The 22,257-nt window shown below is 62.9% G+C and carries 17 protein-coding genes and 1 tRNA gene; 5 read left to right on the top strand and 13 right to left on the bottom strand.

Annotated elements, in window-relative coordinates:
• The 5 genes from AC1HIY_RS16665 to AC1HIY_RS16645 all read left to right on the top strand — a co-directional run.
• The coding region (locus AC1HIY_RS16665; protein ID WP_479577922.1) for a hypothetical protein at positions 1–1,633 on the top strand (1,633 nt) is incomplete at its 5' end.
• Positions 1,630–4,533 carry a TonB-dependent receptor gene (locus AC1HIY_RS16660; protein WP_479577921.1) on the top strand — a complete coding sequence of 968 codons (2,904 nt, stop codon included), beginning with the start codon at positions 1,630–1,632 and terminating at the stop codon, positions 4,531–4,533. The genes AC1HIY_RS16665 and AC1HIY_RS16660, both read left to right, overlap by 4 nt.
• 34 nt (positions 4,534–4,567) lie before the next feature.
• The gene (locus AC1HIY_RS16655) at positions 4,568–5,617 is read left to right on the top strand and encodes a PorV/PorQ family protein (protein WP_479577920.1); all 1,050 of its coding nucleotides are present in this window, start codon (positions 4,568–4,570) and stop codon (positions 5,615–5,617) included.
• Between the two features lie 44 nt (positions 5,618–5,661).
• A complete protein-coding gene (locus AC1HIY_RS16650) occupies positions 5,662–6,948 on the top strand; it encodes an NHL repeat-containing protein (RefSeq protein ID WP_479577919.1) in 1,287 nt (428 codons plus the stop codon).
• A 109-nt stretch (positions 6,949–7,057) separates the two neighbouring features.
• Positions 7,058–8,257, top strand: a complete 1,200-nt coding sequence (locus tag AC1HIY_RS16645) for an endonuclease/exonuclease/phosphatase family protein (protein WP_479577918.1) — start codon at positions 7,058–7,060, stop codon at positions 8,255–8,257.
• 105 nt (positions 8,258–8,362) lie between these two features.
• Here AC1HIY_RS16645 and AC1HIY_RS16640 read toward each other — a convergent pair whose 3' ends face one another.
• From AC1HIY_RS16640 to AC1HIY_RS16580, 13 genes are all read right to left on the bottom strand, one after another.
• A complete protein-coding gene (locus AC1HIY_RS16640) occupies positions 8,363–8,494 on the bottom strand; it encodes a hypothetical protein (RefSeq protein ID WP_457654350.1) in 132 nt (43 codons plus the stop codon).
• Between the two features lie 162 nt (positions 8,495–8,656).
• Complete coding sequence (locus AC1HIY_RS16635; RefSeq protein ID WP_479577917.1) at positions 8,657–9,172, bottom strand: hypothetical protein; 516 nt, start codon at positions 9,170–9,172, stop codon at positions 8,657–8,659.
• Between the two features lie 306 nt (positions 9,173–9,478).
• Complete coding sequence (locus AC1HIY_RS16630; protein ID WP_479577916.1) at positions 9,479–9,850, bottom strand: YXWGXW repeat-containing protein; 372 nt, start codon at positions 9,848–9,850, stop codon at positions 9,479–9,481.
• 217 nt (positions 9,851–10,067) lie between these two features.
• Entirely contained in the window at positions 10,068–14,372 is a 4,305-nt protein-coding gene (gene rpoC / locus AC1HIY_RS16625; protein WP_479577915.1) for a DNA-directed RNA polymerase subunit beta', read from the bottom strand.
• 103 nt (positions 14,373–14,475) lie between these two features.
• Positions 14,476–18,303: a DNA-directed RNA polymerase subunit beta gene (rpoB, locus tag AC1HIY_RS16620; RefSeq protein ID WP_479577914.1), complete on the bottom strand. Its 3,828-nt coding sequence runs from the start codon at positions 18,301–18,303 to the stop codon at positions 14,476–14,478.
• Between the two features lie 262 nt (positions 18,304–18,565).
• Positions 18,566–18,946: a 50S ribosomal protein L7/L12 gene (rplL, locus tag AC1HIY_RS16615; protein WP_479577913.1), complete on the bottom strand. Its 381-nt coding sequence runs from the start codon at positions 18,944–18,946 to the stop codon at positions 18,566–18,568.
• Between the two features lie 148 nt (positions 18,947–19,094).
• Positions 19,095–19,628 carry a 50S ribosomal protein L10 gene (gene rplJ, locus AC1HIY_RS16610; protein ID WP_479577912.1) on the bottom strand — a complete coding sequence of 178 codons (534 nt, stop codon included), beginning with the start codon at positions 19,626–19,628 and terminating at the stop codon, positions 19,095–19,097.
• A 98-nt stretch (positions 19,629–19,726) separates the two neighbouring features.
• The gene (rplA, locus tag AC1HIY_RS16605; protein WP_479577911.1) at positions 19,727–20,437 is read right to left on the bottom strand and encodes a 50S ribosomal protein L1; all 711 of its coding nucleotides are present in this window, start codon (positions 20,435–20,437) and stop codon (positions 19,727–19,729) included.
• Between the two features lie 155 nt (positions 20,438–20,592).
• Positions 20,593–21,033, bottom strand: coding sequence for a 50S ribosomal protein L11 (gene rplK, locus AC1HIY_RS16600; protein WP_479577910.1), 441 nt, complete (start codon positions 21,031–21,033; stop codon positions 20,593–20,595).
• A gap of 153 nt (positions 21,034–21,186) precedes the next feature.
• A complete protein-coding gene (gene nusG / locus AC1HIY_RS16595) occupies positions 21,187–21,750 on the bottom strand; it encodes a transcription termination/antitermination protein NusG (protein WP_479577909.1) in 564 nt (187 codons plus the stop codon).
• A gap of 35 nt (positions 21,751–21,785) precedes the next feature.
• Positions 21,786–21,968 (bottom strand): preprotein translocase subunit SecE, encoded by a 183-nt coding sequence (gene secE / locus AC1HIY_RS16590; RefSeq protein WP_479577908.1) that lies wholly within the window; start codon positions 21,966–21,968, stop codon positions 21,786–21,788.
• 30 nt (positions 21,969–21,998) lie between these two features.
• Positions 21,999–22,071, bottom strand: a tRNA-Trp gene (locus tag AC1HIY_RS16585).
• A 61-nt stretch (positions 22,072–22,132) separates the two neighbouring features.
• A partial coding sequence (locus tag AC1HIY_RS16580) for an EF-Tu C-terminal domain-related protein (RefSeq protein WP_479577286.1) occupies positions 22,133–22,257 on the bottom strand: 125 nt, incomplete at its 5' end.

Genomic DNA, 22,257 nt, shown 5'->3' with positions numbered 1-22,257 from the left:
CCCATCCAAACCCAGCGTGCTCGCCCGTCTCAACATACCGTTCACCCTCGCCCTCGTCGCGGCACTCCTGGCCGGGTGCGACACCGGCTTTAGCGGAACGCCGTTCGAGAACGAGCCTCCGGACACCGAACTGAGCGTGCGCGACTCGTCGCTCGTGGACAACCTGGCCGGGGCCGACCGGCTCAAGAGCACCGTCTTCGTCTCGTGGACCGGCAGCGACCCGGACGGCTTCGTGACGGCCTTCGAGCTGCGCTACTTCAATACCGACGAACGCCCCGGACCGGAAGAAGGCTGGACCCTGACCACGAGCACCGATTCGCTCATTCTCCTGCCGATCCCGCGCGGCGAGCGCATCGCCGACGTGACCTTCGAGGTGCGCGCCATCGACAACGAGGCGCTCAAGGACCCGACTCCTGCGAAGACGGTCTTTCCCATTCAAAACGCGCCGCCCACGATTCGCCTGAGCACGTTCGACCTTCCGCCGGACACCACGTTCACCGTCTTCACCTTTGCCTGGACGGCCGACGATCCCGAGGGCGAGAGCAACCTCGACCGCATCGACGTAAGCCTGAACGACAGCACCTCGTTCGTCGGGCTGCCGCCGGACGTGGCGTTCGTCACGTTCGTCGCCGATGTGAGCGACACGGGGCAGAGCGAGACCGACGTGGAGGTCTTCACCGGGCGCGGCTTCCAGCGCACCACGTTCCGCGTGCCGGGCCTGCGCCTCGACGCCGAAAACACGTTTTACGTGCGCTCGGTCGACGCCACCGACACGACGAGCGTCGTCGAGCGCTTCACGTGGTACGTCAAACGCCCCAGGAGCGAAGTGCTGTATGTGAACGACTACCGGAAGGCGTCAAACCCCACCGTGCAGGCCTTCCATCTCGCGCTCCTCCGCGACTACCTCCCCCCGGGCCTGACCGTGGACACGTGGGACCTGAGCAAACCGTTTGTGACGGGGAATACGGGCAACGCCCCACGCTCGGATGCCCTCCCCCCCAATGCCGACCCGACACTCCGGCATACCCTCGGATTATTTAAATACATTTACTGGGTCTCAACGAACGCGACCAACAGCATCCAGGGCAACAACCTTCCCTTTGCGGCGGGCGTCATGGATCTGTTCTTCGAGAACGGCGGCAAGCTGATGGTGCACACGCCGATCTCCCTTCCGATCAACCCGGAAGACAACCTCGGCAACCCGGCCATCCTCTTGCTCCCGCTGACGGATCTGATCACCTTTCCGGACACGTTGCGCCCCTCGCTTCGCCTGCCCACCGGTGCGGGCATCCGGCCGGCGGAGTCCTTGCCGGGCCTCGGCGAAGCGATGCCGGAGCTCCAGACGTCCGCCTTCGTGATCAACACGCTGCCGTATCTCACCAGCGGGAGCAACACGATCCCGCTTCTGGAGGCGGACTACACGTACCTGACGCGGCAGGGCGGGCGCTCCGGACCGTGGTTCGGTTCAAAGGTCGTCGCATCCATCAGCGCCGACCGCCGGGTGGGGCTTTTCGCGCTGCCGATGATCAACGACCAGACGAACGCCCCGTTGCTCCTCGGCGCCGACGGCGATCCCGAGGCCGCCCGTCGCGCCATCCACCTGATGCTCGAAAGCCTCGGTTTTCCGAAATGACGAAACAACTGATCGCCCTCCCGCTCCTGCTTTTCCTCGTTGCCGTCTCCGCCTTCGGACAGGGGCGCATCGCCGGAACGGTGCGCGATGCGGTGACCGACGAGCCGCTCATCGGCGTCAATGTGATCGTCGTGGGCACCTCGAACGGCGCCGCCACCGACCTCGACGGACGATACGTGATCGACAACCTGCGGGCGGGCGAGTACGCCGTCAAGTTCTCGTACATCGGTTTCGAGACGAAGCTCTTCACCGGCATCCAGGTGCGTGACGGCGAGACGACCACGCTCGACGTCCAACTTGAGGAAGCCGTCCTCTCGACCGAGGAAGAGATCGTCGTCGTCGGGGAGAAACCCCTGCTCGACGTGGAGCAGTCGTCGAGTTCGTCCTCCATCTCGCGCGATCAACTCGACACCGCGCCGCTGCGCAATGTGCAGGACGCCGTCGCCACGCAGGCGGGTGTCCTGCAGGATCCGACGGGCCTCTACATCCGGGGCGGGCGCGCCGACGAGACCGGCTTCATCGTCGACGGCGTCTCGGCCAAGGACCCGCTCGCCGGCACCGGCTTCGGCCTCGACATCGGCTCGAACGCCTTCAGCGAGATCGAGGTCACCACCGGCGGCGTCGGCGCCGAGTTCGGCGACGTCACGAGCGGCGTCGTTTCGGTGCAAACCCAGTCCGGATCCGACACCTTCTCGGGTTCTTTTTCCCACAAACGGGACAACTTCGGCGTCAACGAAGATGCCTATGACAACTTCAAGGAAGAGGTCTACGAATTCAACCTCGGCGGCCCGATCGTCCGGGGCAAGCTCCGCTTTTTCGCCTCCGGTCAGGTGCAACTCTCCGACGGCTTCACCCGGCAAACGGCCACGCCCCGCCAGGTGCGCTCCTCCCTCATCGGCGCCGACTTCTTCTCCCCGCGCACGGGCAACCGGTGGAACGGGCTGCTCAAGCTGACCTACGAGTTCAAGCCCGGCATGCGCCTGCAGGGCTCGTATCAGCGCTCGCTGACGATCAACCAGAACACCCGCATGCTTCAGGTGACGGGCAATGACGCCGTCATCCAGCCGGGTTTCCAGTATGCTTTCATCCTCCAGCCCGACAACGCGAACACGTACGCGCACGACAACATCATCTCCTACGTCAAATGGTCGCACGTGCTCAATGAGCGTTCGTTCTACGACGTGCAGGTGAGCCGCCTCTTTACGAAGCTCCGCGCCGACGCCAACGGGCGGCGGTGGCGGCCCCTGAACGTGGACACGGAGCTCGACCCGGCGAGCATCGTCACGTATCCCGCCAATGTGTTCGTCGATGAGAACGGCGAGCCGATCAATCCGAACGCGCTCTTCGTGTTGCCCGGCCCGGGGCTGATCAACAACGGCGGCATCGCCACGCGCTTCCACGACCACTTCGCCGAAGAGGTGACCATCCGCGCCACCTACACCCGCTTCTCCGTGAGCAAAAACAACCGTCTCTCGGTCGGCTTCGAGTCGAAGTTCAACGATTATCAGTGGATCGACGTGATCCGCCCGTGGGTGGGCGCGCCCATCGGCAACGAAGCCGGCACGAGTACGGGACGCCTCGGCGAAAGCTCCGACATCTGGCGCGTCAAGCCCCGGCGCGGCGCCGCTTTCGGCACGTATCAGATTCGCTATCGCGGCCTCATCGCCAACCTCGGCGCGCGCCTCGAATACTGGGCTCCCGGCAAATACGTGGACGACCTCGTCGACGACCCGCTCGCGCCCATCCTCGACGGCGTGCGGCAGAGCTACAAAGACGGCACGGTCAAGCTTTTCGGCCTCCGATACAAACTCCGCCTCCTCCCGAAACTGCGCGTCTCCTTCCCCATTCAGGAAAACCGCGTCCTCTTCTTCAACTACGGCCATTCGACCAAAATCCCGCACCCGACGTTCGTCTATACCGGCCTCGACCCGTTCTTCCAGGACCGGTCCTTCTTCGCCGACCTCGGCAACCCCGACCTCGATCCGGAGGTGGACATCTCGTACGAACTCGGGCTGCGCAATCAGTTTTCGTCCAACGACGTGCTCAACGTGACGGCCTTCTGGCGCGACAAGTTCGACTTCATCACCATCGAGAACGTCATCATCAAAGACCCGACCGGACGCGAGGTGACGCGCGCCTTCCGCATCAACGGCGACTTCGCGCGGGTTCGAGGGGTGGAGGTGAGCTACCTCAAACGCGTCGGGACGTGGTTTCAGGGACAGATCTCCGGCTCTTTCTCCCGCGCCACCGGCCTCAGTTCGACGAACAACGACGCACTCTCACAGTTTCTCGCCAACGGCGACATCGACAACACCTTCGAGACTCCGCTCGCGTGGGACCGCCCGCTCGACTTCAAGGCCGGCGTGACGTTCACGCACGAGAAGGAACGCCCGCTCTTCGGCATTCCGGGCCTGAACCATTTCAAGGTCTACCTCGCCTCGACGTACCGGAGCGGGCAGCGATACACGCCCGCCGAGTTCAAGGGCAACGAGGTCAATCCCTTCACGGGCGAGCAGGACTGGCGGCCGGTCTACGAGGTCTCTTCCAGACCCGAGGACCGTTTTACGAAAATCGGCGAGCCGTGGTGGTGGTTCGATCTGAGTTTCCAGCGGTTCATCCAAGTGGCCGGCGCGGATCTCCAGCTCACCCTCGAAATCACGAACCTCTTCAACCAGTCGAACAGCGTCATCGTCAACCCGGTGACGGGCAAGGCGTACCCGAACGTGGATCCGGCGACGACCGACTTCACGAAGCTCCGGGGCAACCACGACTTCGACGTGACCACCGGCACGCGCGACCCCCGGTATGAGGACCCGGAGACGAGCGGACTGCCGCCGTTCAACCCGGCTCGTTTCCTGCCTCAGCGGCACATCATGGTGGGGCTTTCCTACCGTTTCTAACCCTGTTCGAAGCAAGAATGCGATGCGTCCTTCGATGACAATCTATGGGAGCCCGGGCGCGCGGGCGCGCGGGCGATGGGCCGTCGGGCTCGTCGCGCTGCTCCTGACGTGCGCCGGAACGACGCTCCCGGCGCGGAGCCAGGTGCTCCCGGCGCTCGGGGGCGACCGCGCGGGTACGTCCGGCTTCCAGTTTCTCAAGATCCCCGTCGATGCGCGCGGGGCGGCTCTCGGCGAGACCGTCGTGGCCAACGCCTTCGATGCGAGCGCCCTCTTCTGGAACCCGGCGCTCGCCTCGCACCTGACGGGCATGACCATCGGGTTCAGCCACACGGTCTACTTCACCGACGTCAACCTCGAGTACGCGGCGATGACGTATCATCTGCCCGGCCCCGGCATCACGCTCGGGGCAAGCATCCAGACGCTCGATTCCGGCGAGATGAACGTGACGACGGAGTTCCAGCCCTTCGGCACCGGCGAGTCGTTCCGCCTCCTCGATCTCGCCGCCGGGCTGACACTCTCCCAACGCCTGACCGACCTCTTCAGCTATGGCGTGACGACGAAGTACGTGCGCGAGAGCGTCGCCGGCGTCAGCACCGCTACCGTCGTCTTCGACCTCGGCATCTTCTACCGCGTGGGCAACACCGGCGCACAGATGGCCGTCTCGGTGCGAAACTTCGGCTTCGACGGGCGGCCCTCCGGCGAACTCAAACGCACCGTCATCGGAAGCCGGCCGGAAGTGACGGAGAACCGCTTCGAGTCCATCACGCCCCCGACGACGTTCCTCCTCGGCTTCACGTACAACGTCTTCCACAACGACTCACGAAACGACCTCCTCGTCTCGGCGCAATTGAACAATCCGAACGACAACGCGGAAAACTGGAACCTCGGCGTCGAGTACGTCTGGAACCGGACGCTGACGCTACGGATGGGCTACCGCTTCGGCATCGAGGAGTTCACCACGCCGAGCGTGGGACTCGGGCTCCAGATCCCCTACGTCGGCCCGGATCTTCGCTTTGACTATGGCTTCAACCGCCTCGAGCGCCTCGGTCCCGTACACCGGGTCGGGCTGAACCTGGGCTTATGAAGCACGCCGCCACGGACGGGCTTCCTGACGATACTTCCATCATAATGACCAGAAACTCATTTTTTTTCCTCGTCGCCGTGCTTCTCGGCCTCACCGTCGTCGTCACCGGTTGCGACGACCTGTTCGGGTCGAAGTCCGACGCCACGACAGAGGAGATCTTCGAAGCCGGGCGCTCCGAACCGGGGCTGATCGCCGAGGTCGAATACGTGCCGCTGTTCCCCTTCTTCACGCAGGCCGGCGACGGAGGCACGCTCGAAGCCCCGACCGACGTCTATGCCGGTTACGATGAACTGATCTACGTGACCGATGCGCGGGGACTGCACGTGCTCGACCGCTCCGGGCGGGCCGCTGCTTTCTTCCCCATCCCCGGCGGCGCCACCTCCGTCACGCAGGACCGCCGGCTCCATCTCTACGTCACGGCCCGGCGGGACACCATGCTCAACGGTCGCCTGTGGAACCTGCCCGTGGTGCTCCACTACGCCGGCGTCCCCACCGGCAACCCGTCGCTCGTCGACATCCTGTGGCATCCTTTCGACGACGACTCCCGCAAGTTCAACCGGCCCGACCCCATCGACACGGACGAACAGGTCGCCTTCACCGGCGTGGGCGTGTTGCCGAACAACAACATTTACGTCGCCCGGCGGGGGCCGGTCAACGACCGGACGTCGGTGATCCTGCCGCACAATACGATCCTCGAGTTCACCACGGAAGGCATCAACACGCAGGCCATCGTCGCGCTCAACCCGACGCGCGAGAGCCTCCGGAGCGCCATCAACCCGGCGGACGTGATCACGTTCGTGCAGCCGCCGCAACGGGACGCCTTCCCCGACGAGAAGCACTTCGTCATTGCCCAGTCGCCATTTGCCGACGGCGCGATGCCGCAGAGCCCGGGCGAAGGGACGCCCCTCCGCTTCGCCGTCCTCTCGATCCGCGCTATCGAGACGCCCGACGGCATCGAATACCGCCCCGACACGGAGAAACTCCAGGTGACCGACAACCCGGATCGGGGCGACGGCTTCCTCTATGACGAGTTCAAGTTCCTGAACCCGACCGACCTCATGTTCGCCGCCGACGGGACGAACTACCTTTTCGTGACCGACGCGGGCAAAGACAGCCTGTTCGTCTTCACCTCACAGGGCGTCGAGGGCGTCGCGCCGCCGCCGGGCTCGCGCTCCACGAAGCCCGTCGTGGTCTCTTTCGGGGGCACGGGCGAGGGCGCGCGGCAGTTCCGCAACCCGCAGGGCGTCGGCTATTTCGAGCGCATCGTCTACGTGGCCGACACGGGCAACAACCGCATCTCGCGGTTCCGGCTGAACACTGATTTCGAGTGACCCGAAACGCATCCCGTCATCGGAAGCGACGACGACTCTCCCCGCGAACATTCCCTGCTCTTCCCCGTAATTCGGGTGCTGTCTGAATTTTACCGTGTGGTTCCCCCTCATGAGGCAAACGTTATATTTTTTCGCCCTTCTATCCTTTGTATCCATCCACACGGGCCGGGCGCAGAACGTGCCGGCAAAGGGTGATCCGCTCACCTTCGACGTCGCCACGTGGAACATTGAATGGTTCGGAAGCGCCTCGAACGGCCCTTCGGACGACGCCCGGCAGTTCGCCAACGTGAAGGCAGTCATCGAACAGGCCGACATCGACCTGTGGGCCGTGCAGGAAATTGCGGACGTGAACGACTTCGACCAGCTGCTCGAAGACCTCGGCGGCGCCTACGACGGCGCACTGGCGACGCTGCACAGCGGGCAACGCGTCGGCTTCATCTATAAGACCGACGTGGTGAAGGTTCGGAGTGTCGGGCACATCCTCGAAAGCTTTTCGAGCGACTTCGCCTCGCGGCCCCCGCTCGAAATGGAAGCCGACGTAACCGTGGGCGACACGACGGTGACGCTCACGTTCATCACGATCCACATGAAAGCCTTCAGCGACGTCACCTCGTACAACAGGCGGCTCGCCGCGTCGCAACGACTCAAGAATCACATCGACTTTACCACGCTCGCCACGGAGCCCGTCATGGTGCTCGGCGACTTCAACGACGAACTCCTCGACTCCATCACCCCCGGCAAAGTGTCCCCGTACGACAATTTCGTACAGGATACCGACGACTACTTCTTCCCTTCGATGGCGCTCGAACAGGCCGGAGAGAGCTCGTTTTGCAGCAACGGTTCGTGCACCAGCGGCTCGAACATCGATCAGATTCTCATCACCGACGAACTGCTCCCGAATTTCGTGACGGACTCGGCGGATCGGTACGACGAGCTGATCAGCGCCATCAGCAGCTATACCTCCAGCACCTCGGACCATCTGCCCGTGCTCGCCAGGTTCAGCTTCGCCCGGCCCACGGCTACCGCATCCGGGCCGGAGTTGCCGGACGCCGCGCGCCTGGCAGGCGCGTACCCCAACCCCTTCTCTTCCACCGCCACCGTCTCGTATGAGTTGGCCCGACCCGGCCCGGTCCGCCTCGTCGTCTATGACGGGTTGGGCCGCGCGGTCGCCACACTGTTCGAAGGGAATCGCCCGGCGGGAAGCCACCGCGCCGTCTTCGATGCTTCGGCGCTGCCGCCGGGTCTGTACCTGCTTCGCCTCCAGACCGAACACGCTTCCGTCTCGATGCCTCTCATCCATACCCGTTGACGCGCGAGACAGCAAAAGCCCCGACGCCTTGCGACACCGGGGCTTTCCGGTTAAAGATCCGGGATACAGCCAAGCTTTTTTTGCGCGGAACAGGGGTGATGAGACTCAGTTCAGCGTGGTCTTCTGACCATATTCAAACCAGATCAACATCCCGTCAACATCAGCGCCGAAAGGGCATCCGGCCCGGCGATAATCATCCTGCGCCGTTCGGCAGAAGGATGCGATGATGTGCCGCATGTGCGGAGTACTGGCGCGCTTGGTGTTGCTCGTGCTCTCAGGTTTTGGGCGATTCATTCGGTGACTCCCTCTTTCGTCATATGGGGTGTTATCTTGGCCCTTGGAGTATCGACAAGGCCAATAATTATTAAAGCATCCCGCGAAACGATTTTTCCACACCTCTCAATCGCTCAGGCCGAAGTACTGCCGGACGGCTTCGTAATCGGTCAGATCGAGGGCCGTCTTACCTGCCGGAAAGCCATCAATAATAACGGCTTTCATCAACCGATCCGGCTGATCTTCGAGGGCGACCGCGTCCGTGGAGGCCTCGTAAAAGACTTCGAAAAACTGCACGTCGTAGCCGAAGCCGAGCGTGATGGTATAATCCACGGCGGGAAGGTCGGGAGATTCGACGGCGAACGTATAGGGCATGGCCGTCCAGGTCCCCTGCTCGCGGAAAAACATGAGCACGGCCCCCTCGTCGACGACCGATCGCGTGAGGTCCGGCGCTTCGAACTGCACCGAGGCCACGTTGCCGTTGATGGTGGCGTCGGCCATCGTGAAGGTGAAGTTCAGGGTAAAGACGTTGGCGTTTCCGGGCGGCCCGGGCGGCCCTTCCGGCCCCACGGTGTTCACCTCACATCCGGCTGCCGCGATCAAGAACAGCATTGAAAATCCCGTGGTAAGCAAAGTCTTCATGGGTCGCCTCCTCTTTCTGTTTTCAGGGGGGGATCGATGACGAACCGCCGAGAGCCGGCGGTCTTCGGTGCGCGTGGCTTTCCGGAGCCGTTTGCAAATGACGGACCGAAGACGCTTCTCCGGAGATCGCCCGCGTGTGCGCCGCCCGCGCCCCTCCGGGCGCCTCCGGTTGTCCTCGGCAGTGGACACTCCACCGGGACGCTCCTTCAAAGAAGAACCCCGGCGTCCACGGGGGCGCACCGGGGTTCCTCGGCGTCGGGAGGGTTCTATGTGAACGGACGGCGACGAGCCTCCGCCCGGTTGCAGTTATCGCCAGTGCCCGGCGACGAAGATCCAGCCGCCGTGGCTCTGCTTCCAGTGGCCCGGCGCCCACACGGCTCCGGCGCGCGGCGGAACCACCCAGCGGCCGCTCTTCCACACGTACCTGTTGCCGCGCCATTCCCAGTGGCCGGGAATCCATACGTGCCGGGAAGAAGGCCGGTGCGGGCGCGCCTCTCTCCGTGCGCTCGGAGGCCGCTTCTTGACTACGACGACCTTCCCCGGGCCCGGTGCGTCCTTCACCACCACGACCTTCGAGGCAGGCTCACGAACGACCACGCGGCGATTCGAAGCGCAGCCCGTCGTTGTCAACATCAGGCCCGCCGTCAGAAATACCGGAATCCATACACGCTTTTTCATGACGATTCTCCACTCTGGTTAACGGATCTTCGGGGGAGAGATCCTCGGTTCTTTCGGTGCGTTTGCCCCTCTTTACGCGTGCCTTCGAAGCGGAGATGACGCGAAGCCGCCTCGAATCCGTCACGAAGCGGTAGAAATATTTCGACAAAAAAACCCCGACCGTCTCACGACGGCCGGGGCAGGCGGCGCATGGCCGCTCAGGGTTGGTGTGGCTCCCTCAGGACGAGGTTTTGACCGATTCCGGAGCGACGCCTTCGCCGTCGCTTTCTCCGGTGCCGAGAGCCGCCTGAAGCTCTGCGAGTTCTTTCTTCGAGCCCACGACGATATCTCGGAAGCGGCGCTGGCCGGTGCCTGCAGGAATCAGATGCCCGACGATGACGTTTTCCTTGAGTCCGAAGAGCGGGTCCGTCTTGGCCTGGATGGCCGCGCTCGTGAGCACCTTCGTCGTCTCCTGGAAGGAGGCCGCCGAGATGAACGAGTCGGTCGAGAGGGAGGCCTGCGTGATGCCCAGGAGGATCGGCTCGGCTACGGCGGGCTGCGTCTCGCGCACCTGCACGGGCCGAAGGTCGCGCCGCTTCATCTCCGAGTTGACCTCACGCAAACGACGCCGGTCCACGATGTCGCCCATCTGAAGCTCGGAGTCTCCCGGATCGGTCACAACGAACTTGTCGTAGAGGTTGTCATTGAGTTCTTCGAGCACGAAACGGTCCACGAGGCTGTCTTCGAGCAAGTTGGTGTCGCCCGGGTCGGTGACGCGCACTTTCTGCATCATCTGGCGGACGATCACTTCGATATGCTTATCGTTGATCGTCACTCCCTGGAGCCGGTAGACCTCCTGGATCTCGTTGACGAGGTACTCCTGCACGGCGCGTGGGCCGAGGATTTTGAGGATATCCTGCGGCGAGATCTGCCCGTCCGAGAGCGCATCTCCGGCGCGCACGAAGTCGTTCTCATGCACGAGGAGGTGCTTGGTCATCGACACGAGGTAGGTCTTCTTCTCCGAGCCGTCGCGGCTGGTGACGATGACCTCCTGCGCCCCGCGTTTGCGCCCGCCGAAGCTGACCACGCCGTCGATCTCGCTCACGACGGCGGGATCGTTGGGCACGCGGGCCTCGAAGAGTTCCGTCACACGCGGCAGGCCGCCGGTGATGTCGCGGGTCTTGGCCGTCTGGCGCGGGATCTTGACGAGGATCTGTCCGGCCTGCACCTTGTCGCCGGCATCGACCTGGATGCGCGCGCGCACCGGCAACGGATACTCGCGCGGCGTGCCGGCTTGCGTCTCGCCGCCCTCGGGGCGCACCAGGATCGCCGGGGTCAGGTTGCGCTCGCGGCTGTCGATGATGACTTTCTCGCGATAGCCCGTCTGTTCGTCCGCTTCCTCGCGATACGTGGTGCCTTCGATGATGTCCTGGAAGGCGACCGTGCCGGAGATCTCCGAAAGGATGACGCTGTTGTAGGGGTCCCAGCTGGCGAGCACCGTCCCCTTCTCGATCATCGCGCCGTCTTCGACGAGCACTTCCGCGCCGTACGGGATGATGTAGGCGATCAGCTGCCGTCCATCCTCCGGATCGACGATCTTGATCTCGCCCTGCCGGGAGAGCACCACCTCATGCGGCATCTCTCCGTCGTCATAAACGACCGTGCGCAGGTTCTCATACACCACCTTGCCCGCGAACTTCGACTGGATCGTACTCTCGGCAGAGATGCGGCTGGCCGTTCCACCGATGTGGAAGGTGCGAAGCGTAAGCTGCGTGCCCGGCTCGCCGATGCTCTGCGCCGCGATCACGCCCACGGCTTCTCCGGCCTCCACGAGACGTCCCGAGCCGAGGTTCCGCCCATAGCACAGCGCACAGGCGCCGCGACGGCTCTCGCACGTGAGCACGGACCGGATCTCCACCTCCTCGATAGAGGTCTCGGCGATGCGCCGCGCCTTCGCCTCGTCGATCAGCTCGTTCGCCGCCACGATCAGTTCGTCCGTGAGCGGGTCCATCACGTCGTGCACCGACACGCGGCCCAGGATGCGGTCCGCCAGCGGCTCGACGATATCCTCGTTGTCCTTGAGCGCCGAGATCCGGATGCCGCGCAACGTGCCGCAGTCGTGCTGCATGATGGTCACGTCCTGCGCCACGTCGACGAGGCGTCGCGTCAGGTATCCGGCGTCGGCGGTTTTGAGGGCCGTGTCGGCCAGACCCTTGCGGGCGCCGTGCGTCGAAATGAAGTATTCGAGCACGGAGAGCCCTTCCTTGAAGTTCGAGATAATCGGGTTTTCGATGATCTCGCCCGCCGAACCGACGAGGCTCTTCTGCGGCTTGGCCATGAGGCCGCGCATGCCGCCGAGCTGACGGATCTGCTCTTTCGAACCACGCGCGCCGGAGTCGGCCATCATATAGATGGCGTTGAAGCCGTCACGGTCGTTCTTGAGCGCATCGAAGAGCACCTCCGAGACGCGGTTGTTCGTGTGCGTCCAGATGTCGATGACCTGGTTGTAGCGCTCGTTCTCCGTGATAAAGCCCATCTCGTAGTTCTGACGGGCCTTCTCTACCTTCTCGATGGCCTCGGAGATCAGCTTTTCCTTCTCGTCCGGCACCACGATGTCCGAGAGCGAGAACGTCAGCCCCGCCGTGGTGGCGTGTTCGAAGCCGAGCATCTTGATGTCGTCGAGGAAACGCGCGGTGGCCGGGAAGCCGGCCGCCTTGAGCACGCGCCCGATGATGCTCCGGAGATTTTTCTTGGTGAGCACTTCGTTGATGAAGCCGACGCCTTCGGGCACGATTTCGTTGAAAAGCACACGCCCGACCGTCGTCTCGATCTCTTCGCCGTCGTCGAGGCGCACGAGCACGCGCGCGTGCAGATCGACGATGTGCTGATCGAAGGCCTGCCGCACCTCGACCATGCTGTTGAAACGCATACCGTCTCCGCGGACGTCCCGGCGCGCCTTCGTGATGTAGTAGAGGCCGAGCACCATGTCCTGCGTCGGCACGGCAATGGGGCCGCCGTGCGCCGGGCTGAGGATGTTGTGGCTGCTGAGCATGAGCAGCATCGCCTCCAGACAGGCGTCGTTGCTCAGCGGCACATGCACCGCCATCTGGTCCCCGTCGAAGTCGGCGTTGAACGCCGTACAGACGAGCGGGTGCAGCCGGATGGCCTTGCCCTCGATGAGCACCGGCTGGAACGCCTGGATGCCGAGGCGGTGCAGGGTCGGAGCGCGGTTGAGCATCACGGGCCGCCCCTCGATCACCTTCTCGAGAATGTCCCACACGTCAGACGTGCGCCGGTCCACAACCTTCTTCGCGCTCTTGACCGTCTTGACGATGCCGCGCTCGATGAGCTTGCGGATGATGAAGGGCTTGAAGAGCTCGACGGCCATCTCCTTCGGCAACCCACACTGATGCAGTTCCAGCTCCGGCCCGACGACGATCACCGACCGGCCCGAATAGTCGACGCGCTTGCCGAGCAGGTTCTGGCGGAAGCGTCCCTGCTTGCCCTTGAGCATGTCCGAGAGCGACTTGAGGGCGCGGTTCGAGTCCGAGCGGACGGCGTTGGCTTTCCGGCTGTTGTCGAACAGCGAGTCGACGGCTTCCTGAAGCATGCGCTTTTCGTTGCGCAGGATCACCTCGGGCGCCTTGATGTCGATGAGGCGTTTGAGCCGGTTGTTCCGGATGATGACGCGACGGTAGAGGTCGTTGAGGTCGCTCGTGGCAAAGCGTCCCCCTTCGAGCGGGACGAGCGGGCGCAACTCCGGCGGGATGACCGGGATCACCCGCATGACCATCCATTCGGGGCGGTTCTCCATCTTCCGGTTGGCCTCCCGGAACGCCTCGACGACCGAGAGCCGCTTGAGGGCTTCGGCCTTGCGCTGCTGGCTCGTCTCGGTCTTGACCTGAAAGCGAAGCACCTGCGAGAGCCGCGCCAGATCCAGCCGCTTGAGCATCGCCTCGACGGCTTCGCCCCCGATCTTGGCAATGAACTTCTCCGGGTCGTCGTCATCGAGGCGGTTGTTGTCCTCGCGGATCTGATAGAGGATGTTGAAGTAATCGTCCTCGCTCAGCAGCTGCCGCTCTTCCACGCCCAGCTTCTCGGCTTCTCCGGGCTGGATGACGACGTAGTTCTCGTAATAGATGATCCGCTCGAGTTCCTTCGAGCGAAGCCCGAGCAGATGTCCGATCTTGTTCGGAAGCGTCTTGAAATACCAGATGTGGACGACGGGCACACTGAGCGTGATGTGCCCCATGCGCTCGCGCCGCACGGATTTCTGCGTGACTTCCACGCCGCACCGGTCACAGATGATGCCCTTATACCGAATGCGCTTGTACTTGCCGCAATGGCACTCCCAGTCCTTGACCGGGCCGAAGATCTTCTCGCAAAAGAGACCATCCTTCTCCGGCTTGAACGACCGGTAGTTGATCGTCTCCGGCTTCAGTACTTCGCCATACGAGCGCTCCAGAATGCTTTCCGGAGAGGCCAGGCTGACGGTGATACTGTTGAAGTTTTTCTTGATCTTGTGGGTCTTTCCGTATGGCATATTCGATTGCGGATTTCAGATTGCGAAATTCGGATTGTGACTCTGGATCGCGGCCCGGCGCCCGAAGACGGCCCGGCCGCAACCCGCGCTTCGCAACCCGCAATTAGTCGAGTTTCACTTCAAGGCCCAGGCCCTGAAGCTCACGCACGAGCACGTTGAAGCTCTCCGGAATGCCGGCCTCGGGCATGTTCTCGCCCTTGACGATGCATTCGTAAGCTTTCGAACGCCCCTGCACGTCGTCCGACTTATAGGTGAGCATTTCCTGAAGGGTGCTGGCGGCGCCGTAGGCGTAGAGCGCCCACACCTCCATCTCTCCGAGCCGCTGACCGCCGAACTGCGCCTTGCCGCCCAGAGGCTGCTGCGTGATCAGGCTGTAGGGCCCGATGGAACGGGCGTGGATCTTGTCCTCGACGAGATGGCTCAGCTTGAGCATGTAGATGTATCCGACCGTCGTTTTCTGATCGAACGGATCGCCCGTGCGCCCGTCGTAGAGCTGCGTGCGGCCATCCTCCGGAAGCCCCGCCTTGCGCATCCACTCGGAGACGTCTTCGAGCGTGGCGCCGTCGAAGATCGGCGTGGCAAACTTGACGCCGAGCTTTGCGCCCGCCCAGCCGAGCAACGTCTCGTAAATCTGGCCGAGGTTCATGCGGCTGGGCACCCCGAGGGGGTTCAGCACGATGTCGACCGGCGTGCCGTCTTCGAGGAAAGGCATGTCTTCGACGGGAACGATGTTGGCCACCACACCCTTGTTGCCGTGCCGGCCCGCCATCTTGTCGCCGACCTGAATCTTGCGCTTCTTGGCGATGTAGACCTTGGCCAGCTGCACGATGCCCGGAGGCAACTCGTCGCCCATCTGAAGCTGGTGTTTCTCCCGCTTCGAGGCGCCTTCGATCTGACGATAAACCTGCTCATAATTGCGGAAGAGCTTCCGCACCTTGCGATTGACTTTCTCGTCGGTCGTGTAGTCGACGCGCCCGCTGAGCCGGTCCGGCGTAAGGCCTTCGAACGCCTCCCGCGTGATCTTCGCACCCTCCGAGAGCAACACCTTGCCTTCCCGGTCCTCGACCGCTGCGGCCGTCCGTCCTTCGACGAGCTTGAAAAACTTCTCCCAGAACTGCCGGTTGAGCTCTGCAATCTCTCTTTCCAGCGTGGCGTCGACTTCCGCGATGCGCTGCTGTTCGAGCTTTTTCGAGGCCGGATCGAGACGGCGGCGGCTGAAGAGCTTCGTGTCGATGACGACGCCCTTCATGCCCGGAGGCGCTTTGAGCGAGGCATCCTTCACGTCGCCGGCCTTGTCGCCGAAGATGGCGCGGAGCAGCTTTTCCTCCGGCGTGGGGTCGGTCTCGCCCTTCGGCGTGATCTTGCCCACGATGATGTCGCCGGCCTTCACTTCCGCGCCGACGCGGATGATGCCGCGCTCGTCGAGGTCTTTTGTGGCCTCTTCGGAGACGTTCGGGATCTCCCGCGTGAGCTCTTCCTCGCCGCGCTTCGTGTCCCGCACCTGCAGGTCGAACTCGTCGATGTGGATGGAGGTGTACACGTCCTCGGCCACGAGCCGCTCCGAGACGACGATGGCGTCCTCGAAGTTATAGCCGCGCCAGGGCATGAAGGCCACGAGCACGTTCTTGCCGAGCGCAAGCTCGCCCTTGTCCGTCGAGAAGCCGTCGGTCAACGGCGTGTTCTTCTCCACGCGCTGGCCCACCTGGACGATGGGCTTCTGATTGACGCTCGTGTCCTGGTTCGTCCGGCGGAACTTGGTCAGGTAATAGGTCTTGACCGGTTCCCGGAATGAGAGCTCGGCATCTTCCTTATTCTGATCGTATCGGACCTCGATGCGGCGGGCATCGACGTACTGCACCACGCCCGGCCCTTCAGCCACGAGCACCGCCCGCGAGTCCCGGGCCACACGGCCTTCGAGCCCCGTTCCCACGATCGGCGAGTCCGAACGCAAGAGCGGCACCGCCTGACGCTGCATGTTCGAGCCCATGAGGGCGCGGTTGGCGTCATCGTGTTCGAGGAACGGGATCAGGCTGGCCGCCGGCGAAACGATCTGGTTCGGGCTGATGTCCATGTACTGGACCTCCTCCGGCGTGACGATCGGGAAGTCGCCCTTGAAACGGCACTTGACGTACTTGTTGACGAAGTTGCCTTTCTCATCGATCGGGGCATTGGCCTGCGCGATGATGGCACTGTCTTCCTCCTCCGCCGTGAGGTACTCGATCTTGTTCGACACCTTCCCCTTCTTCACCACACGGTAGGGCGTCTCGATGAAGCCGAAGCCGTTGATGCGGGCGTGCACGCACAGCGAAGAGATCAGACCGATGTTCGGACCTTCCGGCGTCTCGATCGGGCAGAGGCGTCCGTAGTGCGTGTAGTGCACGTCGCGCACCTCGAAGCCGGCGCGCTCGCGCGTGAGCCCGCCCGGCCCGAGCGCCGACATCCGGCGCTTGTGCGTCAGTTCGGCCAGCGGGTTGGTCTGGTCCATGAACTGACTGAGCTGGTTCGTCCCGAAGAACGTGTTGATGACGCTCGAGACGGTGCGCGCGTTGACCAGGTCCTGCGGCGCGAAGTTTTCGGCGTCGCGCAGGTTCATGCGTTCCTTGATGGTGCGCGCCATGCGCGCGAGCCCGAGCGAGAACTGCGCCCCGAGCTGCTCGCCGACGGTGCGCACCCGGCGGTTGCCGAGGTGGTCGATGTCGTCCACCGTGCTCTTGCCATTCTTGAGCATGATCAGCTCGCGAATGATCGCCACGATGTCGTTGCGCGTCAGCGTCAGCGTGTCCGGCGACTCGTCGATGCGCAGCCGCTTGTTGATGCGGTACCGCCCGACCTCGCCGAGGTCATAGCGCTTTTCACTGAAGAAGAGGCGGTCGAGCACGCCGCGCGCGGTCTCGATGTCCGGCGCTTCAGTGCCGCGCAGCTGATAATAGAGGTAGGCCAGCGCCTCTTCGGTCGAGTGCGTCGGGTCCTTCTTGATGGTGTTGAGCAGCGTCGTCTGATCGAGCGCGTCTTCCTCCTGGCTGTCGCGCACCACAAAGACGGTCTTGATGCCCAGCTCCTTGAAGATCTCGTAGTGTTCCTCCTGCAGTTCGGTGCCTACCGGCAGAATCACTTCGCGCTCGGTGCGTTCCTCGATCACCTCGCCGGTGTCTTCGTCGATCACCTCCACCTGACGCTCAGCCACGAGCGAGACGGCCAGACGGCGGCCGATCGCCTTTTTGAAGCTCCGCTTGTCCTTCACCTTCGCCTCGTCGGCGAGGTCGAAAAGCTGGATGATCTCCGCGTCGGTCGAGAAGCCGAGCGCGCGCAAGAGCGTGGTGACCGGCAACTTCTTCTTCCGGTCGATGTACGCCCACATCACGTTGCTCACGTCCGTCGAGAACTCGATCCACGAGCCGCGGAAGGGAATGACGCGCGCCGAGAAGAGCTGCGTCCCGTTGGGGTGTACGCTCTGACCGAAGAAAACCCCCGGACTCCGATGCAACTGCGAGACCACCACGCGCTCGGCGCCGTTGATGACGAACGTGCCGCGCTCGGTCATGAAGGGCAGATTGCCCAGGTACACTTCCTGCTCGATGGCTTCCTCGGCTTCGTCCTCATCCTCGTCTTCCTTGCTCGAAAGACGCAGTTTGGCCTTCAACGGCACCGAGAAGCTCAATCCCTGCGCAATGCATTCCTCCACGGAGTGCTTGGGGGCGTCGAGCGTGTAGTGGATGAACTCGAGCGTATAACGCTCGCGGCTATCCTGAATGGGGAAGTGCTCCTGAAAAACGGCCTGCAAACCAATGTCTTCGCGTTCTTCGGGCGCTCGATGGTCTTGTACGAAATCGCGAAAAGATTTAAGTTGAACCTCGAGAAAATCCGGGTAGTCTTGAACAGAACGAATTCGAGCGAAACTGAAACGCTCCGCTTGACCATTGACGTTGTGCATAAGCTGAGTGGATACCGTGGTTGGTAACGCGATAGGTGGGCACGCGAGAAAGGCTCGCGAAGGGGCTGCGGTATGATGTCGGAATGTCGAAGAGGTGTATCAGGACGTTAACGCGGGCCCTATCCTCTTGTTTCGTCTAAACCTGTTCACACACGGCGGCAGCCGGAGCCGCCGATGGCGGGTATAAGCCGCAAAAGCCGACCCCTTCCGACGGGGCCGGCCTTCGCGTTTCGAAGTCGTGAGAAGGTGTGCGGCGCGCCGCTTACTTGATCTCGACCTCGGCGCCGACCTCTTCGAGCTTGGCCTTAATCTGCTCGGCCTCCTCTTTCGACACCCCCTCCTTGATCGTGTTCGGCGCTTCGTCCACGACCGCCTTGGCCTCTTTCAGACCCAGACCGGTCAGGGCGCGCACTTCCTTGATGACGTTGATCTTCTTCGGGCCGATGGCCTTGAGGATGACGTCGAACTCCGTCTGCTCCTCGGCCACAGCCGCCGCGCCGTCGCCGCCGGCCGGACCGGCCACCGCCACTGCCGCCGCAGCAGGCTTGATGCCGTACTCCTCTTCCAGAAGCTGCGCCAGCTCGTTGGCTTCCTTGATGGTCAGGTTGACCAGTTGTTCTGCGAGTTCCTTGATGTCTGCCATGATCTTCTCCGTTTCCTGCAACGGTCTCCGCCCCGCGAAAGGGCTGCGTTGCCGATTAAGGGTTTATGGATACCGGATCCCTTCTCCCGAAACGCGCCCGGGCCATATACCGCCCGCTGCGTTCCGAAAGCCGTTCTCCGCGTGTGCGTCAGGCTTCGCCTTTTTGCTCGGCGATCGTCTTGAGCGCGCCGACGAGGTTGCCGCCCTGTGCCTGCAGGCCGCCGATGATGTTGGCCATCGGAGCCATGAGCAGTCCCAGAATGTCACCGATCAGCTCTTCCTTCGACTTGAGCGCCGCCAGCAACTCCAGCGCATCCTCGTGGAAGATGGCGCCGTCGACGTAGGCGCCTTTCAATTCCGGCCGTTCCAGCTTGGTGTCGGCCAGGTAGTTTTTGATGACCCGCGCCGGCGCCGCCGGTTCTTCACTGAAAGCGACCGCCGTCGGACCGTTGAGGTGGTCGAACAACTCCTCGTAACCGCCCAGCCGTTCCATCGCCAGGCGCAGGAGCGTGTTCTTGATCACCTTGAACTCGACTCCGGCTTCCCGAAACTTGTTGCGCAGGTCGGTGGCCTGCTCTACCGTCAGGCCCGAAAAATTCGTCAGATAGAGGGTGGGCGTCTCCTGAAGCTTCTCTTCAAGCGCCGCGACGACGGCCCTCTTTTGTTCTCTCGTCATTGACATGGCTTTACCCTTTCTTCGCTCGGCGTCATGCACGGGCGCCCATCACGGAATGTACCCTGTTCCGGTGACGACCGGCGACGATGCGTGATGACTGATGACTATCGTAACGCGGCCAGCGTCTCGGAACGGTCCAGCGCGATGCCCGGCCCCATCGTGGTCGACAGGGTAATGGACCGCACGTACGTCCCCTTGGCCGAGGACGGACGCAGACGCAAAACCTCCCGCAAAAAGGCCTCGACGTTCTCCCGCAGCTGCTCCGGCGAAAAGGACGCCTTCCCGATGGCCGTGTGCAGGATGCCCGTCTTGTCCACCCGGAAGTCGATCTTACCCGCCTTGACGTCCTTCACCGCATTCGCGATGTCCATCGTGACGGTGCCGCTCTTCGGGTTCGGCATCAGGCCGCGCGGGCCGAGCACCCGGCCGAGACGTCCCACTTTCGGCATCACGTCCGGTGAGGCGATCACGACGTCAAAATCGACCCAGCCTTGCTTCTGGATCTTCTCGATGTAGTCGTCGAGCCCCACGTAGTCGGCGCCGGCTTCTTTGGCCTCGGCCTGCTTGCCCTCGCTCGTGAGCACGAGCACGCGAACCTCCTTGCCCGTCCCGTGCGGCAGCGCCGCGGTGCCGCGCACCATCTGGTCCGCATGGCGCGGATCGACGCCGAGACGCACGTCGATGTCGACGGACTCGTCGAACTTGGCCGTCGCGGACCGTTTCACCAGGTCAATGCCCGTATCCAGATCTACCGGCCCTTCCACGGCGGCGAGCATCTCCTGGAGTTTGCGATAACGCTTCCCTTTTTTTGCCATGATCGATACGATCTTTGCGGTTCATGCGCCGGCCCGCATACGGGGAACCGGCTCCCGCAGGTTGAACAATTTGCATCCCGATCCTTTCGACGCGGATAACGTTTCTCGGGGCGGTGGTCTACCGATGCCCCGGCTTGCGTCGACGAGGACCGGCCTCAGACGCCTTCGGGCTGCCCCTCGACCTTGATTCCCATCGAACGGGCCGTCCCCGCAATCATCGAGGCGGCCTTATCGAGGTCATACGCATTGAGGTCGTTCATCTTTTGCTGAGCAATCTCCCGGCACTGCTCCCAGGTGACCGTTCCCACCCGCTCCCGCAGCGGGTCGGCAGCCCCCTTCTCGATGCCGGCGGCCTGCTTGAGCAGCACCGGCGCCGGAGGACTCTTGACGATGAACGTGAAAGACTTGTCGGTGTAGACCGTGATCACCACGGGCAGAATCAGGCCCATCCGGTCCTGCGTCATCGCATTGAACTGCTTGCAGAACTCCATGATGTTGACGCCGTGCTGTCCCAGCGCCGGGCCGATAGGCGGCGCCGGATTGGCCTGCCCCGCCTTGACCTGCAGCTTGATGTAGCCTTCTATTTTCTTTGCCATAGCTTCTCGCGCGGTGCAAACGCCCGACCAGGCGGGCTCCCGCATTTATTGATATGAGATAGAATACGCAAAAGGCCGGGTGCTATGTCCACGTTTCACGGAAGGTTCCCGGCATATCGAACCTTCACGGGTGCGGCACGGCCTTCAGGCCGATTACTCCTCATGCTCGACCTGGAGGTAATCCAGCTCCAGAGGAGTTTTGCGCCCGAAGATGGACACCATCACCTTCACCTTCATCTTGTCCGGATAGACTTCCTCGACGAAACCCGTGAAGTTGTTGAACGGCCCGTCCACCACCTTCACCGCATCGCCGACCTTGAAGGGAATCTCCGGCTGCTCGCCCATCTCGCGCGCCTCGTCCATCTTGCCGAGGATGCGGTTGACCTCGTCGGGACGCAGCGGCGTGGGCTTGTCGCCGGTGGTGAGGAAACCCACGACCGACGGCACGTTGGAGATCACGTGTTGAAGCTCATTGTCGAGCACGCAATGGAGCAGAATGTACCCGGGGAAGAAGGTCTTCTCCCGCGTCCGCTTCTTTCCGCTGCGCATCTCGAAGACCGTCTCTGTCGGAATCATGATCTCGGTGAGTTTGTCCTCCAAACCCAGCCGCGCGATTTCACGCTCCAGATAGGCCTTCACCTTCTTCTCATGTCCTGAGAAGGTGCGAAGCACATACCACTTGCGGATATTGTCGGTGTTTGTTTTCTGCGTTGCCATTGCCTGAGCTCACCGGTTGCCCGGTGCTCGTTCATTCATTGGTAGATAATCTCTAGCACCTGGCTGATCACCCGGTCGACGCCGAAGATGAACAGCGAGATCACCATGGCCGCCACCAGCGTGATGACGGTGTTGCTGATCAACTCTTGCCGACTCGGCCAGTTCACCTTCCGCATTTCTTTGGCGACTTCTTCCAGATACGCTATGAGTTTATTCATCTGATCTCACCATTCTGGCATTCGTAGCGGCACGGGCGGCAGGACTCGAACCTGCAGCCTGCGGTTTTGGAGACCGCTGCTCTGCCAATTGAGCTACGCCCGTGTGGGGCTGCCGGTGCTCGTCATGCGCACATGACGCCGAAGAGCCGGCGGCCTCATTTCGTTCAGTCGAGGATTTTGGAGACGACGCCCGCGCCCACGGTCCGACCGCCCTCGCGGATCGCGAAGCGAAGACCCTGCTCCATCGCCACCGGAACGATCAACTTCACCTTGAAACTCGTGTTGTCGC

It is taken from the genome of Rhodocaloribacter sp. (assembly GCF_056451265.1).
This window is presented reverse-complemented; position numbering and strand designations above follow the sequence as displayed.